Annotated in this window: 13 protein-coding genes; all 13 read left to right on the top strand. The window is 40.3% G+C overall.

Annotated features, from left to right (window positions below; all coding sequences use genetic code 11):
* The first annotated feature begins 302 nt into the window (after positions 1-302).
* The 13 genes from RCP16_RS14245 (at position 303) to RCP16_RS14185 (ending at position 16,596) form a co-directional block, all read left to right on the top strand.
* Positions 303-1,109, top strand: coding sequence for a nucleotidyltransferase domain-containing protein (locus RCP16_RS14245; protein WP_069326658.1), 807 nt, complete (start codon positions 303-305; stop codon positions 1,107-1,109).
* 73 nt (positions 1,110-1,182) lie between these two features.
* The gene (locus RCP16_RS14240; RefSeq protein WP_308640600.1) at positions 1,183-2,616 is read left to right on the top strand and encodes an RtcB family protein; all 1,434 of its coding nucleotides are present in this window, start codon (positions 1,183-1,185) and stop codon (positions 2,614-2,616) included.
* Between the two features lie 42 nt (positions 2,617-2,658).
* Positions 2,659-3,945, top strand: coding sequence for an AAA family ATPase (locus tag RCP16_RS14235; protein ID WP_069326858.1), 1,287 nt, complete (start codon positions 2,659-2,661; stop codon positions 3,943-3,945).
* Positions 3,946-4,484: 539 nt separating this feature from the next.
* Positions 4,485-5,651, top strand: a complete 1,167-nt coding sequence (locus RCP16_RS14230; protein ID WP_206665594.1) for a pectate lyase family protein — start codon at positions 4,485-4,487, stop codon at positions 5,649-5,651.
* A gap of 285 nt (positions 5,652-5,936) precedes the next feature.
* On the top strand, positions 5,937-6,854 hold the full coding sequence (locus RCP16_RS14225; RefSeq protein ID WP_308640599.1) for an ABC transporter permease: 918 nt from the start codon (positions 5,937-5,939) through the stop codon (positions 6,852-6,854).
* Positions 6,855-6,898: 44 nt separating this feature from the next.
* Entirely contained in the window at positions 6,899-7,846 is a 948-nt protein-coding gene (locus RCP16_RS14220; RefSeq protein WP_241669256.1) for a carbohydrate ABC transporter permease, read from the top strand.
* 67 nt (positions 7,847-7,913) lie between these two features.
* The gene (locus tag RCP16_RS14215) at positions 7,914-9,503 is read left to right on the top strand and encodes an extracellular solute-binding protein (protein ID WP_308640598.1); all 1,590 of its coding nucleotides are present in this window, start codon (positions 7,914-7,916) and stop codon (positions 9,501-9,503) included.
* Between the two features lie 94 nt (positions 9,504-9,597).
* Entirely contained in the window at positions 9,598-10,569 is a 972-nt protein-coding gene (locus RCP16_RS14210; protein ID WP_069326656.1) for a LacI family DNA-binding transcriptional regulator, read from the top strand.
* Between the two features lie 16 nt (positions 10,570-10,585).
* Positions 10,586-11,647 (top strand): pectinesterase family protein, encoded by a 1,062-nt coding sequence (locus RCP16_RS14205; RefSeq protein ID WP_308640597.1) that lies wholly within the window; start codon positions 10,586-10,588, stop codon positions 11,645-11,647.
* A gap of 319 nt (positions 11,648-11,966) precedes the next feature.
* A complete protein-coding gene (locus RCP16_RS14200; protein WP_308640596.1) occupies positions 11,967-13,013 on the top strand; it encodes a BMP family lipoprotein in 1,047 nt (348 codons plus the stop codon).
* Positions 13,014-13,118: 105 nt separating this feature from the next.
* The gene (locus RCP16_RS14195) at positions 13,119-14,627 is read left to right on the top strand and encodes an ABC transporter ATP-binding protein (RefSeq protein WP_308640595.1); all 1,509 of its coding nucleotides are present in this window, start codon (positions 13,119-13,121) and stop codon (positions 14,625-14,627) included.
* Positions 14,624-15,673 carry an ABC transporter permease gene (locus RCP16_RS14190; protein WP_069326653.1) on the top strand — a complete coding sequence of 350 codons (1,050 nt, stop codon included), beginning with the start codon at positions 14,624-14,626 and terminating at the stop codon, positions 15,671-15,673. Before RCP16_RS14195 ends, RCP16_RS14190 begins: the two co-directional genes overlap by 4 nt.
* A complete protein-coding gene (locus RCP16_RS14185; RefSeq protein WP_069326652.1) occupies positions 15,673-16,596 on the top strand; it encodes an ABC transporter permease in 924 nt (307 codons plus the stop codon). Before RCP16_RS14190 ends, RCP16_RS14185 begins: the two co-directional genes overlap by 1 nt.
* Positions 16,597-16,610 lie beyond the last annotated feature (14 nt).

Genomic DNA, 16,610 nt, shown 5'->3' with positions numbered 1-16,610 from the left:
TCAACTATTCTTAAAAGCGGCTATCTCCCCCAAAAGGAGAAAATAAATAACGCTCTAACTCAATCGTTTCTACACAAGCGGAAAAGTACCATCTAGCACAGAGCGAAAGAAATAGAATGGATTCTGAAAGAGTGCAGCACTCGCCTTTGAGATGGAATCCCGACTGCTTGCAGTCTCATCAAGGGATTCCATTTCACCAGTGACGACAAGAACCATTCTATTTCTGTAGCGGTCTTCATCACCAACCGCCAATTGTAAGTAAATTTTCACCCATCCCCTTCATATGAAAGGAGTGATCGATCATGTCCGTAACTCAAGCCATGACTTCTATCATTCAGACTGAATTAAAACGTATTGAACAAGAACAACAAGTTCGTATTTTATATGCTTGTGAATCCGGTAGCCGTGCATGGGGGTTCCCTTCTCAAGATAGCGATTATGATGTGCGCTTTATTTATGTGCATCCTCCAGAATGGTATTTGTCGATTTTTAACAGGCGAGATGTTATCGAATATCCAATCAGTGAGCAGTTAGATATCAACGGTTGGGACTTGCGCAAAGCACTGAATCTGTTCCGCAAATCCAATCCACCATTGATGGAATGGTTGCATTCTCCTATTCAATATGCTGAAAATGGTTCACTTGCTGAGCGAATTCGAAACGTTTCGCCGACTCATTTTTCTCCTCGTTCTTGCATGTATCATTACCTGCATATGGCAAAAGGGAACTTCCGTGGGTATTTGCAAGGGGATACCGTTAAGATCAAAAAATACTTTTATGTATTGCGTCCGATCTTAGCTTGCTTATGGATAGATCAAAAAGGAACGATGCCACCTGTAAGCTTTGATGAGTTGATTGAAGAGATGTTGCCACCGGGGCAATTGCGTAGTGATATCGATCAGTTATTGACTCGCAAAAAAGCAGGCGAAGAGCTTAATCTAGAGCAACAAATTCCGTCGATCCAGTATTTTTTAACCGATATGATCGATATTTTAGAACAACAAGTCGTGCATATGTCGACTTCGGAACAATTACAAGATGATCTACTGGATCAGTTGTTCCGCGAAGCATTGCAATATGCCTATCCAAACGAAGTTTCGCTTTTGTAAGCAGACTCGTTTACAATAATAAAGAAGCCCCTTTAGAACTAGAGGGGCTGACTTGAAAGAGGTTTTACCGATTATGAGTACTCCAATATCATCTTCTTATATTCATGAAGTGAAGCTTCCTGCGGGAAGTGTACATGTTTACGCCAATCCAGAATTATTTGCAGGATTGGACTATAAAGTATTTAATATGGCCAATAACAATTTACAAATCCCGGGTATTCAGTATATGGGGTATACACCTGATGTTCATGTAGGCATCGGCACCTGTATTGGCACAACCGCGGTCTGGGATGCAAGTGCTGGTTATGTATCGCCTTCGATTGTAGGAAGCGATATAGGCTGTGGGATGCGTGTGCATTTGACCAACCTGCATCGTGATGATCTACAAGACGTGAAGTTGCGTCGTAAATTAGTCAAAACCATCGAAAAGTATCTGCCGATGGAATCACAACAGCGTGGACATTTTGCAGATTTGAGATTGGAACATGTGGTACGTAAAGGGTTACAAGGTCTACCTAACAAATATATACCTGACAGTTATACACCGAAGAAATCCACATCACTGACGCATGTAGAAGAAAGTCGTTTTTCTTTTAATGAAGAAGTGTTAAATGGTGTGCGTGATCAGACATGGGGTAGAGCACATCGTCAACTGGGTACACTGGGTGGTGGCAATCACTTTGCAGAGATTCAAGCGCTTGAGATTGATGAAGAACATCGCCATATTGCTGAAGCATGGGGCATGAGTGATGGACAAATCGTTGTCATGATTCATTCAGGCTCTCGTTCATGGGGAGGAAGTATCAGTCAGGAAAGCAATCAAGTAATGCTGTCGCAGATGCAACGCTTGGGACTAGGGACTGCTGATCCTAGACTGGCTTTTCTACCGTTAGCTCATCCAGAAGGTCAGTATTACGTCAATATGATGTATTCTGCGCTTAATTATGCGACAGTGAATCGTCATCTGATCGCTTACAGTATCCGTGAAGCATTCCGTGATGTATTTGGTAATGGATGTGAGATGCGTACATTGTATGATCTGATGCACAATTACGCTTGGGCAGAAGAACGGGATGAAGGAGCTGTATTTATCCATCGTAAAGGTGCCACTCGTGCACTGCCAGCTGGTCATGCTGGCAATCCGAAGCCATATCTAGCAACAGGGCATCCAGCATTGATTCCCGGCTCGATGGGAACCTCATCGTATATTATGGTGGGTCAACCCGGTGGATATGACAACTATTATTCGATCTGTCATGGAGCAGGACGAGCCCGTTCTCGCTCAGCCACCAAAAAATTAGTGACTGTCGATCAATTTGCCAGTTCACTCAAAGTAGGAACAGCCGATGAGATCGTCGTCAATCAGCGTTCACTGGAATCAATATTAGATGAATCACCACAAGCCTATAAAGATGTCGATCAAATTATTGAAAGTGTCACAAGAGCAGGACTTGCTTCTGTCGTGGCAAAATGTAAGCCGCTTGCGGCAATCAAGGGGGCCAAATGAATGGATTCACTTTTTCAGACAAGTCATACAAATGTAGAACCGATTGAAAGTGAAAACACTCCTGAAGCGATTGTAATTTATACAACCGATGAACAAAAATTACCTACCGAATATGCAGATTATGCACGGGTTATTAAAGGCATCGAAGAATCGTTAACATCGCGTTATGGAGTGACTTATAAATTATATTCAAGCAGTGATCCGAATACCGAATATTGGGAGTTGCTTGATGAAGACTTACGTCATAGCAGTACTGATGTAGAACATGTGATTCGTATTTATGATCGTTTGGAAGAACGTACTTTTGTCTATGATGGAGATCGTACAGAGCCAGATTATTGTGTACATCCATCTGTGATGAATAATGTATTTGCGTATGCGCAAGCAGGCGTAGCATTAGCACGTATGCCCGTATTCCGTCCACATGGCGTGAGTAGTGAAGATCTTGTTTTCGCAACAAGTGATGAATCATTATTGAAATTTCTAGGTGATGTCCGTGTGCGTCAACGTGAACAAAGTTTGCGCCGTGTGACAGTGTTTACAGATACACGTCATGGCATTAATCGCCAAATGGAGCCGGTGAGTCGTGCGGTTTCTCGTGATGACGTGATTATGGCTCCAGAGATCAAACAAGATATTTATCGTTCGCTAGATCGCTTTTTTGCAGAAGATCGTTCTTTTTACAAAACATATGATATTCCGTATAAACGTGGTATTTTACTATACGGGCATCCGGGTAATGGTAAAACAACCCTTGTGAAATCAATCGCTGGTAGCGTACCGGGACCTGTAGCATACTGGCAGATTACCGAGTATACAAGCAGTGAATCGATCGAAGAAGTGTTCGATGCCGCTGTTCGGATGACACCGATGGTACTGGTGATCGAAGATATCGACTCGATGCCCAAAGACGCACGGTCGTTCTTCTTAAATACACTGGATGGAGCTACTTCCAAAGAAGGTGTATTTCTAATCGGAACAACCAATTATCCTGAAAAAATCGATCCAGGTTTGATGAATCGTGCAGGACGATTTGACCGTGCTTATGAAATTGTACTACCTGATGAGAAATTGCGTTCTGAATTTTTCTATCGCAAACGTCTGCATGAATTTGCAGGAGAAGAGATTGTACAGGAAACAGCCAAATTAACCGAAGGATTTACCTTTGCTCAACTGGGCGAATTGTATATCTCAGCAGCATTACACTGGCATGAAGATGGTCAATTGGATATGAAAGAATTGATTCAAGGGCTACGTGGAGAGCTAGATAAGAGTCGTAAAGGTGTCTGGCTTCAAAACAGTGAAGGTCGGGTCGGCTTTCATTTCTAATAGCGTTGAACAGGTAAATCTAGCATCCGTAAATATAGTGTGATCCAGAGGATTGGAAAAGTATGTAACTATACTTTTCTGATCCTTTTTTTGTGCGTTGGTGAATATGGACGATCAGACAGATAAGGATATTTGGTATTCGTTTTTCATATCCACAAGCGGGTAAAAATTTAATTTGACCTCTATAAAAACACGCTTTTAAGATTGTGGATAACTCGTTTTCTTTTTGCAATTTCATCGGGTTTATTTGACCGTTTACTGAAAAATAAAGATAAGATATTATTTTCGCTATTCTTATATGTAATTATTGAATTAAATAATCTATTTCTTATTAGATCGAATATGAAAATAGAACCATAAAATACATCGTTAATCGTATATGGAATAAACATACATAGAAATATATAATTGGATACATCGCAAAAGAGTAATATGGGATCAGCGATAGAAAGGAGCCGATAAGTAGCGAAATGGTATAGAACAAAGTTCGGCAGACAGGGTATAACTGCACCACTATAAATCATTCAGGAGGGTATACAATGACCAAAAGAAGTAAAAAATCTTTCGCAGGTATGACGATGTCCGTACTCAGTGTCATCATGTTATCCACATTGTTATTTCCAGGATTCACAATGAGTTATACACATGCAGCATCGACTGGTGGTTATGCAACAACAACAGGATCGAACGAAGCCGCTGTTACAGTAACTACACTTGCTGAATTGAAAAATGCGTTTAACGCAGGTAAACATCATATTGTGATTAAAGGCAATATTTATGGTGGAGCCAAACCATTAACACTGACGTTTGCTACAACCAATTGGAATAATACCACGATTGAAGGCGCAAGCGGTGGTGGTGCAGTATTACAAAATATTCAGTTGAAATTTAGTGGGGAAAATCTTCCGGCAGGAACCAATATTGAAAATGTAGTCATCAAAAATATTACGTTTTATGGGAATATCAAAGATTTACAAAATTTGAGCGGAGCAGATACACAGCCTGGCGGGATCGGTACTAACTATTTGGGCGTCTCTTTCCGTCGCACGAGTAATATTTTAGTCGATCATGTCACTATGTATAATATCAGTGATGATCTATTTGTGATCTCACAGGGTTCAGATTACGCAACCTTGTCGAACAGTCACTTTTATTTTACAGACAGCTGGTTGAATATGAATCCGAATCCGATCTGGAACTGGGTAGGAAGCAATCAAGATCTGGCTTCTGAACGTTTAGCACTGATTATCGGTTCGAACAAAAATGATTCCTATACTTACGGTGGTGGCAAATTACATGTGACTATGCATCATAACTGGTTCGGGCCGAATATGAAAGGACGCCCGTTGTTACGTGGATATGTGCATATGTATGATAACTATTTTGATAATAGTACAACACCATCGGGCAACAATGCACAAGGTTATTCACAGCAACAATACAATGCAGCACAGATCGGTAGTGGCGGTAATATTTTTTCGGAAAATAACTATTTCTACAAAACGAATAACAGTAATCAGATCGGTCTAGATAGCAACGGAGATGCTTATAAATTCTATGAACGCAATAATGTGTATAATGCAGTCACAGGCACATCAGCTACTGGAGCAGCCTTCCCGGGTGGCACTTCATTCCCGTATAGTTATTCACTAGATCCAGCAGCTAATGTACCAAATATTGTTCAAGCGAATGCAGGTCCTAAATAATAAATATGTATTTCAAAGAGAATGATTGTCAAAAAACAAAGAGTCTGCTAGAATAAACAAAAACGAATGTAAGCGTATTCATAAAGGAAAAAATTACAACGTTGTAATTTAAAAGAAAAAGAGATATACAAGATACAAGAGAGTCATTATATTTATATATGATAAATTGATAATACTTTTATATTTTGTTCATACTCTTATCTTTTATACTAAAATTACAACGTTGTAATTAAGTTGAATATCAGAAAGTATGATGGTTGAAGTAGTGAAAGGGAGTGGTATATAGTGGATAAAAAATCAATCTCACTGATGAAATTGATCAAGCGTGATAAGTACTTATTGATTATGTTTGCACCTGTTTTTGTGTACTATGTGATCTTTATGTATATTCCTATGCCCGGTGTACTGATTGCTTTCAAAAACTTTACACCAGGACATGGCATTTTCGGTGGAGATTGGGTAGGGCTACAGTGGTTTGCTCAATTTGTACATTCGATCTACTTCTGGCGGTTGTTACGCAATACCTTTTTACTCGCTTTTTTACCTCTACTTTTTGGTTTTGGTATTCCTATTTTGTTCGCTGTATGTATCGTCGAGATCAAAAATCAAGTCTTCAAACGATTCGCACAAACGATTACGTATTTACCTCATTTTATATCCACAGTTGTCGTTGCAGGTATGTTAATTAATTTTTTATCCCCAGCTGATGGAATTGTGAATACATTGTTAGCAAGATTCGGTATGGAAAAAGTTAATTTTATGATGGAAGCGGGTTGGTTTCGAACGATTTTTACCAGTTCTGAAATCTGGCAAAGTTTTGGATTCAGTTCCATTATCTATATCGCTGCGATTATGAGTATTGATCCTGAAATGTATGATTCGGGCAAGATTGATGGTGTTAGTAAATTTCAAGAATTGTGGCATCTGACGTTACCTAGTATTAAGCCTACGATTGTTATTTTGTTGCTGTTATCTCTGGGTGGCATTATGAGTGTAGGTTTTGAAAAAGTATATTTATTGTACAACGGTGCAACGTATGAGACGGCAGATGTATTATCCACCTATGTGTATCGAATGGGAATAGAAGGACAGAATTATGGATTTGCCACAGCGGTAGGTTTGTTTAATTCAATTATTACTTTTGTACTTGTATTCACAGTGAACCGGATCACAAGACGTATGACCAATATGTCTCTCTGGTAGATTTTGATACAGGTTAGCCACCAGATAGACAAAAGGAGACGCCCATGAAAAAGTCTATGCTCGACAGTCCACATCGTCCGTATGTGAATATCAACAGCAACACCTTTACGACTAGAAAATCATTAAGTGATCGCACCTTTTACGGGTTGATTTACTTGATGACGATTGTCGCAATTATTGTGACTTTGTATCCGTTCTTGTATGTGTTGAGTATTTCATTTAGTTCGGTCGAAGCGATAGATCAACAGAAAGTGATTTTGTTTCCAGTAGGGTTCACGTTATCGGGCTACAAAATGGTATTGCAGTACCAAGAGTTATGGGTGTCGTTTTATAATACGCTCTGGTATACGGTTGTAGGTACGGTGCTGAATATTTTGTTTACCTGTTTGGCGGCTTTTCCTTTATCCAGACCTCGATTCTTTTTACGCCGCAAATTGAACTTCTTTATCGCTTTTACAATGTACTTTTCCGGTGGATTGATCCCAGTCTATATGTTGATTACTTCATTAGGGCTCTACAATACACGCTGGGCAATGGTGCTACCTGTACTGGTGATCACGTTCAATGTCATGATTTGCCGATCTGCTTTTGAAGGCATACCGAATGAAATATTTGAGAGCGCTAACATTGATGGAGCGAACGATATTACGATGTTATTCAAATTAGCGATTCCGATCATTAAGCCTACACTGGCAGTGTTGACGCTATATTATGCAGTCTATCACTGGAACAACTTTTTCTCGGCTCTGTTATATCTGGGCAAACAGGATTTACAGCCGTTACAGATGTTTTTGCGCAGAGTATTAATTATGGCTTCACCTGAAGTGATGCAGAAAATGGGCGGATCTATGTCTACCAGTGCATTAGCAGTATCGACATTGCAAGTACGTTATGTGTCTATCGTGGTCAGTATTTTACCTATTGTAACGATCTATCCGTTTATTCAACGTTATTTTGTTAAAGGGATTACATTGGGTGCAGTAAAAGGATAAATAGATAAGCAATGTGTTATGAAGTGGAATGCACTACAGATGGATGATCATAAAGGGGGCAAGAAGAATGAAGGCTAAAAAAGTAGGTAAATTAGTACTGGTGACTGTATTAGCAGCAGGGATAGCAGGTTGTAATAGCGCAGGGAATGGAGCACAGACCAGTGCCCCAATGGAAGCAGAACCGAATTTTACATATACAGGGAAAGGACCTGTTACAGCGATAAAGGATGCAGAGTTATCGATACTTGCCACCAATGCGTGGACAACCAATGTCGATCTAGCACATGCCCAAATCGTACAAAAAATTACTGATAATGCTGGTATCAAAGCCAATTGGGATCTTATTCCGCCTCAAAACTATGCTGATGCAGTAAATCCAAGACTTGCCGCAGGTGTAGACTTGCCTGATATTATTTATATGCCTGATCAAGATCAATTGATGAAATATATCAATAGTGGTATTGTGATTCCGATTGATGAATTGTACGAAAAATATGGTGTGAATTTGAAAAAAATCTATGACCAATCACCAGATGTCAAAGCAAGTCTAACTACACCAAATGGGAAAATGTATTATGTTCCGCAGCAGACGCTCACTAAAAACTATATGCCTGTGTTTATGGTGAATGAACGATGGCTCCAAACATTAGGGTTACAAGAACCGACTACACTGGATGAATTTACCGAGATGTTGCGCCAATTTAAAGCAAAAGATCCGAATGGAAATGGCAAAGCAGATGAAATTCCAATGTCGATGGAACCTAAGTTTTTAGAAATGGCATTTGGTCCTGTATTTGGATTAGATTTGTCGAACCAATTTTATGCGGATGATCAAGGAAAAGTGCATTTTAGTTATAATGAACCTGCTTACAAGCAATACTTAACCTACCTTAATAGCCTATACAAAGAAGGATTGTTGGGTGTCGATTATGCAAGTACAACCAGCGATCAGGTGACTTCGAGAATTTCGCAGAATGTAACAGGAGCTACGTTTAATTTTAGCTGGTATATGTCGATGGTCTATAGCCCATTATTCAAAGATTACAATCCGAAAGAGCCGATCTTCAAAGGTATTCTTCCGCTTAAAGGACCCAACGGAGATCAATTTTATGTCGGACGCACACCGGTAAGTGGTATTTTCGGTATTTCAAGAGATAGTAAAAATCCTGCGTTAGCATTTAAATTTCTAGATTATGCAGTTAGTGAAGAAGCACAAACGTATTATACCTGGGGAATCAAAGACGATACGTATACAGAAAAAGATGGCAAAAAACAATTTACAACCAAAGGACAAGACAATGACTATATTCAGAAGCTAGGCATAGGTCCTGTCAATTTGCCTAATATTCAATCGGCTGAATCCGCAGATGCGTTAGTGCCTGCATGGCATTCTGAATTAGATAAAAAGTTAGAATCGTATATTCATCCTCCGTTCCCGTTTGTCTATGCTTTACCGGAAGAAGCAAGTACAGATAGCATGTCGATGCCTGATATTACGACTTATGTTGAAGAAATGAATTTCAAATTTGTTAGTGGTAGTCTAGGATTGGATCAATTCGATGATTATATCAATACGCTCAAAAGTATGAATATCGATCAAGTGATTGCTAACAAACAAGCTCAATACGATCGTTATCTAGCTGCTCAGAAAAAGTAACCCATGCTTATTGTGCGCTATCGACTTAGAAAATGGTTCCTCAACCCTATATAATAGAATAGTCACCCATCGTTTAAGAAAAAGAAGGTGTTATATGATTACGATCAAAGACATTGCGAAGCTAGCGGGCGTTAGCTATAGCACAGTGTCCAAAGCATTAAATCATGATCCACGAATCAAACCAGCTACACGTGAGAAAGTACTGGCTGTAGCTGAAAAACATCATTATCGTAAAAATATTATGGCACAACAGCTATCTTCAGGCAGAAGCAACATTATAGGATTTGTACTGGATGAACTGAACAATCCACTGTTTGCTAATATATCGGGTAATCTACATGCCGAATTGAAAAAGTTAGGATATCAGATGATTCTGGTGGTTGCCGATGAAGGCATGGACGTTTTAGATCATTTACGAGTGGATGGATGTATTTTTTGGGATTATGAAATGACTGATCGAGCTGCATTCTGGCAACGATTTGCTAATATTCAGATTCCCTGTTTTGTACTAGGAACAGATGATTCTCCTAATTCTCCATATATCAAAATTGATCGTAAAGAAGGCATTTACAAAGCAGTAGAGCATCTCAAAAACAACGGTCATACACAGATTGGATTTATCGGCAATTCTCAACCGATCAAGCTAGAGGGATATCGTGAAGCTCTACAGCGCACAGGATTGGAATGGAATGAAGATTATATTTTACCTGCATATTCTTCATGGGAAGATGGTTATTTTGCTATCCGCAATTATGAATGGACTGCACATGCACCGACTGCTTTTATCGGATTGAATAATATGGTGACACGTGGAGCTTTACGAGCTTTATTGGAAGCAGGGTACAAAGTGCCTTCCGATATTTCGTTAATCGGTTATGATGATCTGCCGGATATGCAATATGCAGAAGTGGCTTTGACTACGATTGGACCGCCATTAGATGAACTCGCTATTCAAGCTGCTGAATTGATTGTTGCTTTAATTCGGGGAGAACAGGTGCAATATCCTGTAGTAATCCAACCGCAATTATATCATCGTCAATCGGTTGCTTTATACCAAGCCACTTAAGTGAGGAGGGTACACTGTGCAGTATATTCCAGCTTCATTATTGGAAATAACAGTATCGTTAGATGGAAGTGGTGATTATACTAGCATTCAGAGTGCTATTGATGCGATACCACCTGATCGAGAATATCCGACGACTATTTATATTCAAGCAGGCATCTATAATGAAAAACTTCATATTGAAAAGCCTTATGTTCGATTGATTGGGGATTCTGATCAACCTACTGTTATTACTTATAATGATTATGCACGCAAAACGTTTCCTGATGGATCGTTATATCACACCTTTTATTCGTATACCGTATTTGTAGGTAGTGATGATTTTAGTGCAGAACATGTAACTTTTATCAATACTGCTGGTGCAGGGGAGCAAGTAGGGCAAGCATTAGCGATGTATGTGGATAGTGATCGAGCTGTTTTTCGTCATTGTCGATTTATTGGACAGCAAGATACGTTGTTCACCGGGCCGTTACCGCCTCAACCGATAGATCGTGGTACCTTCGGAGGACCTCGTGAGGGAGCGCCTCGCCGTAAGCAACGTCAATATTATAAGCACTGTTATATAGAAGGAAATGTCGATTTTATTTTTGGATCAGCAACAGCTGTGTTTGAGCAGTGTGAGATTTTTGCTAGAAAGCGAGCGCTTCTGTCTCAAGGTTCTGTTAATCCAGAAGGTTCAAATTCAGAAGCTATCGATCATACGCCTATTCATGGATGGTTAACAGCGGCTTCTACGCCGGAAGATGTAAAGTATGGCTATGTATTTATCGATTGTCAGTTAACAAGCGATGCACCAGCACATAGCTTTTATTTGGGAAGACCGTGGCGCAATTATGCCAAAGTAGCATTTGTACGATGTGATATAGGTGGGCATATTCATCCTGAAGGTTGGCATAACTGGAATAAGACTGAAGCCGAATCCTCTGTCATCTATAAAGAATATGGTAATCAAGGTGCAGGAGCTTTTAGAGAGCAAAGAGTATCTTGGAGTTCGCTATTAGATCGAACTGAAGTAGAAGAATATACAGTAGCACGTATTTTAGCAGGAGAAGATAGCTGGCTACCCGAAGCAGGATCATGAGTCTGTGTAAACGGTAATCGTTTAAAAACATACGAAAAATTATTTTATAGATACGTAAAGTCTTGAACATTATTGTTCAGGGCTTTTTTTATATTTGATTTTAAGTCAAAAATCAGTGAAAACCCTTGTGTAACAGTCTTAACCATATTAAAGTAATATAAAAGTTTGAGAACGGATTTGGCGGAATAAGAGATTAGTTTGTTATAAAATGATTGTTTATTCCGCATATTACCTAAAAAAGGTTTGACAAAAGGCGACAAATTTCTTAGGATTAGTGAAAACATACGTTAAATTTGGATGGAATGGGGAATAAAAAAGAATGAAGAAGCGTTTAATGTTCGTAATTACTATGGTTATGGTGTTCGCATTATTAGCAGCATGTAGTTCTGGTGAGTCTAATTCCGAACAATCAGCGTCCAATGGTAGCAGTGCTGAAGGCACAGGTAAAAAGATGAAAATTGCTCTTGTTCTTCCTGAAGAAATAGGGGTTAACCAGTTTTTTGTTCAAATGGATGAAGGTTTCCAAAAAGCAGGAAAAGAGTTTGGTGTAGAGACTAAAACAATCCAATCTTCTGACCCTACTGCTTTTGAACAAAATATGCGTGCAACTGTAGCAGAAGATTATGATCTGATCATTACAGCGACTTTCCAAGCAGAAGATGTGTTGAAACAAGTAGCTGAAGAAAATCCTGACAAATCATTTGCTATCATTGATACAAGTGTAGATCTTCCTAACGTACGTAGCGTAGGATTCCGTGAATATGAAGCTTCTTATCTATTAGGAGCAGCAGCAGGACTAGCAACAAAAACAAATGTAGTAGGTATGGTAGCAGCGCAAGATGTTCCATTGCTTAAAAAATATAGTGAAGGTTTCAAAGAAGGATTGGCTTCTGTAAATCCGAAAGCCAAATTCTTAATCGGTTATGTAGGTAGCTTTAACGATCCAGCCAAAGCCAAAGAATTAGCATTAGTACAATACGGTCAAGGCGCTGACTTTGTAGCTGGCGCATCAGCAACAAGTGATCTAGGTGTATTTGAAGCCGCAAAAGAGAAAAACTTATACACATCCGGTCAAGATACTGACCGTACGGTTGAAGATCCAGACCATGTGGTATTGTCTCAATTAAAAGGAACAGATGCAGTCGCTTACGAAACTGTAAAAGATTTCGTCGATGGTAACTTTAAATTTGGTTCTACTGCTTATGGATTGAAAGAAAAAGGTGTAGGTCTTACTTTTGTCACAACAGACAGTACATCGAAGCTGAGTCCTTTTATCGGTGAAGATGTGATCACTAGAGTTAAAAAAATCAGTGATGATATTATCGCAGGTAAGATCGTTGTTAAAGATCCGTTAGCACAAAAATAGTAGATATGATAAGCACGGCAAGTTGATCTAACCGGCTGCTATACCGAGCAGCCGGTTTTGTTGTTATCTGAGGTACTTTGTAATCTGGAATGGAGGTTTACACCGATGACGTTGTTATTAGAAATGAAAAATATAACTAAAAAATACGGCGATTTTACCGCTAATCACAATATCAATTTCGATGTCCGTAAAGGTGAAATTCATGCCCTCGTGGGTGAAAATGGTGCAGGTAAAACCACCTTAATGCGTATGTTATACGGTATGGAAGAACCGACTTCCGGTAGCATTATGATCAATGGTAAAGAAGTTCATTTTCATGATCCATCTGAAGCGATTCGGCAAGGGATTGGCATGGTACATCAGCATTTTATGTTATTTCCAAGTTTTACACTGGCTGAAAATATCGTGATCGGTGGAGAACCGAAGCGTAGTGGATTATTCGACCGCAAAGCGGCGGCAGATAAAGTGAATGAACTCGGACAAATGTATGGTATGCCTGTTGATCCGTGGCGCAAAGCAGGAGATTGTCCTCTTGGTGTGCAACAACGAACTGAAATTTTGAAAGTATTATATCAAGGCGCAGATGTGATTATTCTGGATGAACCTACAGGTGTGCTAACGCCTAGCGAAGTGAAAGAATTATTACAGTCGATTAAACGTCTGGCTGCGCAAGGGAAAAGCTTTATTCTAATTACTCACAAACTACATGAAGTCATGGAAGCGGCAGACCGGATTACAGTGCTACGTGATGGTGTGATCACCGGACATATGGAATCCAATACAACCGATGAAGAGCAGATTTCTCGTCTTATGGTTGGACGTGATCTGATTCCAATGAGTAGAGTAGCGAATGAACCGGGTGCGTCTGTGATGCATGTGCAAAATGTAACTCTTGCTGGAGCCAAAGGCGCTAAGCCCTTACTAGATAATGTCACGCTAACTGTACGTCAGGGTGAAATTGTAGGAATTGCAGGCATTTCAGGTAACGGACAATCTGAATTGTTGCAGGTTATATCAGGGCTTGTTCAGCCAGATAGCGGAATCGTAGAGCTTAATGGGAAAGATGTAACCGGAGATTCAGTGCGGGCGATCAGAGAGCAAGGCATGGCTCATATTCCAGAAGATCGGTATATGTGGGGAGCTTCGCGTGAAGCAACTGTACTGGATAATGGCTTAATGGGGCATCAACATCAGTACAAAAAAGGCGGTCTTATTCAAAGCCATAAACTTCGTAAAGTAGTTAGTGGATGGGTAGAACGTTTTGCAATCAAAACAGGATCACTGGATACTCAAGCTCAATTTCTATCCGGTGGTAATCTACAGAAGTTAATTGCCGCCCGTGAATTTGCCCAAAATAAACCATTTTTGATTGCAGCGGAACCTACTCGTGGGGTTGATGTAGGCGCAATGGAAACGATCCATGGTGAACTGCTTGCCAAGTGCAAAGCAGGCGATGGTATTTTGTTAGTCTCTTCCGAGTTAACCGAGATTCTTAAATTATCTGATCGTGTGCTGGTGATGTATGAAGGTGCGATTGCAGGAGAATTATCTGCCGCAGAAGCCACCGAAGAGCAGATCAGTCTATTAATGGCAGGAGGGAAGCGCCAACTATGACCAGACTCAAACGAAATCTATTTGCGCTTCTACAACCGATTATCGCTGTGATTATCGGTTTGCTTGCAGGAGCGATAGCCATAGTCTTACTAGGCGATTCCGTAATTGATACTTATGCTGAAATGTGGAATGGTGCGTTCGGAAGTTTTTACTTTTTAACCAATACATTAACCCGGGCAACACCGATTATTTTAACAGGATTGGGTGTTGCGCTTGCTTTTCGAGCGGGATTTTTCAATATGGGTTCTACCGGACAGATGGTACTGGGTGGACTCGCCGCAGCGATTACCGCTCTATATCTACCCGGACCGGGTTGGATGGTATTGGTGGTATCTCTCGTTGTAGGGATGGCAATCGGTGGGTTATGGTCACTATTTGCAGGTTATATGGATGCCAAATTCGGTATTAACTTGTTGATCTCTACCTTGTTATTGAACTATATCGCTTCATTATTTGCTGGCTATATGGTCGCTTTTCCTTTGAAAGATCAAAGTGGGTCAGCAGCGATGGCACAGACACCTATGATCGACAAAAGTATCTGGTTACCCAAATTATTTTCCGGTATGAGTCTACATGCTGGCTTTATTCTAGCGATAGTAGCAGCAATAGCATTGTACATCTTTATACAAAAAAGTGTATCCGGTTATGAGATTCGGATGCTTGGAAACAATCCTTTTTTTGCAGCTTATGGTGGAGTGAAAAGAGGGCGGATGATGGTCGTAGCGATGTTAACCAGTGGAGCACTGGCTGGACTAGCAGGCGCAGGCGAAGTACTCGGTACCCAGCATCGCTATCTAGATGGTGCACTTGCTTCCGCAGATTATGGATGGAGCGGAATTATGGCGACACTGTTAGCTTCTTCTAATCCGTTAGGAACAGCGGTAGCAGGTATCTTACTGGCGGCATTACAGACAGGTGCGATGGGTGTAGAACGTAATACCAATGTACCTTTAGAAGTAGCTAGCGTTATTCAAGCGGTATTGACGCTATTTGTATCGGCTCGGTTTGGCTATGCGTTCCTCAAACGCAGAAAGGAGAAGAAATAATGGATCAGTTATTCGATGTGTCTCTATTTAATTCCATGTTGCGTATTGTGACGCCAATTCTTCTCGCTGCTCTGGGTGGAGCCATCTGTGCTCGGGTTGGACTGTTTAATGTAGGTTTGGAAGGTCTGGTACTGGTTGGAGCCTTTTCTGCAATACTGGGTAATCATTTGCTTGGCAATGTGTGGTTGGCTATTATTTTTGCGATTTTATGTGTCATGTTATTCTCGCTGATCTTTGCTTATATCAGTATTAATCTGAGGGCAAATGTAATTGTAGTCGGGATCTCAATGAACTTTTTAGCCGCAGGATTAACAACATTCTGTCTACGAGCGATCTTCGATGTGAAAGGCGCTTATTACGATAAAAATATGATGGGGTTGCCGAAATGGGATATTCCGGTGATCAAAGACATTCCGGTATTAGGTGGCATTGTATCCGGTCATTCACCACTTGTATATTTAGCTTTTTTTGCCGCTATTCTTATGCAAATTTATCTATTCAAAACGGTTAGTGGATTCCGCTTACGTGCCGCAGGTGAAAATCCTGTTGCTGCTCAAAGTCTGGGTATTCCTGTGCGTCGTATTCAATATGGAGCCGTATTAATGTCAGGTGTATTATGCGGTCTAGCTGGAGCACAATTATCACTTGGACAAGTAACTATGTTTACAGAAGGCATGACCGCAGGACGTGGATTTATCGCATTGGTGGCGACGATGTTAGGTCAATCCAATCCGATTGGTGTAGTTGCATCGAGTCTACTGTTTGGCTTTATGGATGCATTTAGTATTCGTCTACAAGGTTTTGCTTTACCTGCTCAATTCACACAGATGTTACCGTATATTGTGACACTGGTAGCGATGTTCTTTTTCAAAGATCGTAGTTATCTCAAAGATGCTCAACGAGCCAACGGAAGCTCGCGTTAATTTGAACTGAAAAG

The organism is Paenibacillus nuruki (assembly GCF_963311185.1).
Classification (GTDB): domain Bacteria; phylum Bacillota; class Bacilli; order Paenibacillales; family Paenibacillaceae; genus Saccharibacillus; species Saccharibacillus nuruki.
Note: the sequence above shows the minus strand (reverse complement) of the source record. Positions and strands in the feature narration are given on the sequence as shown.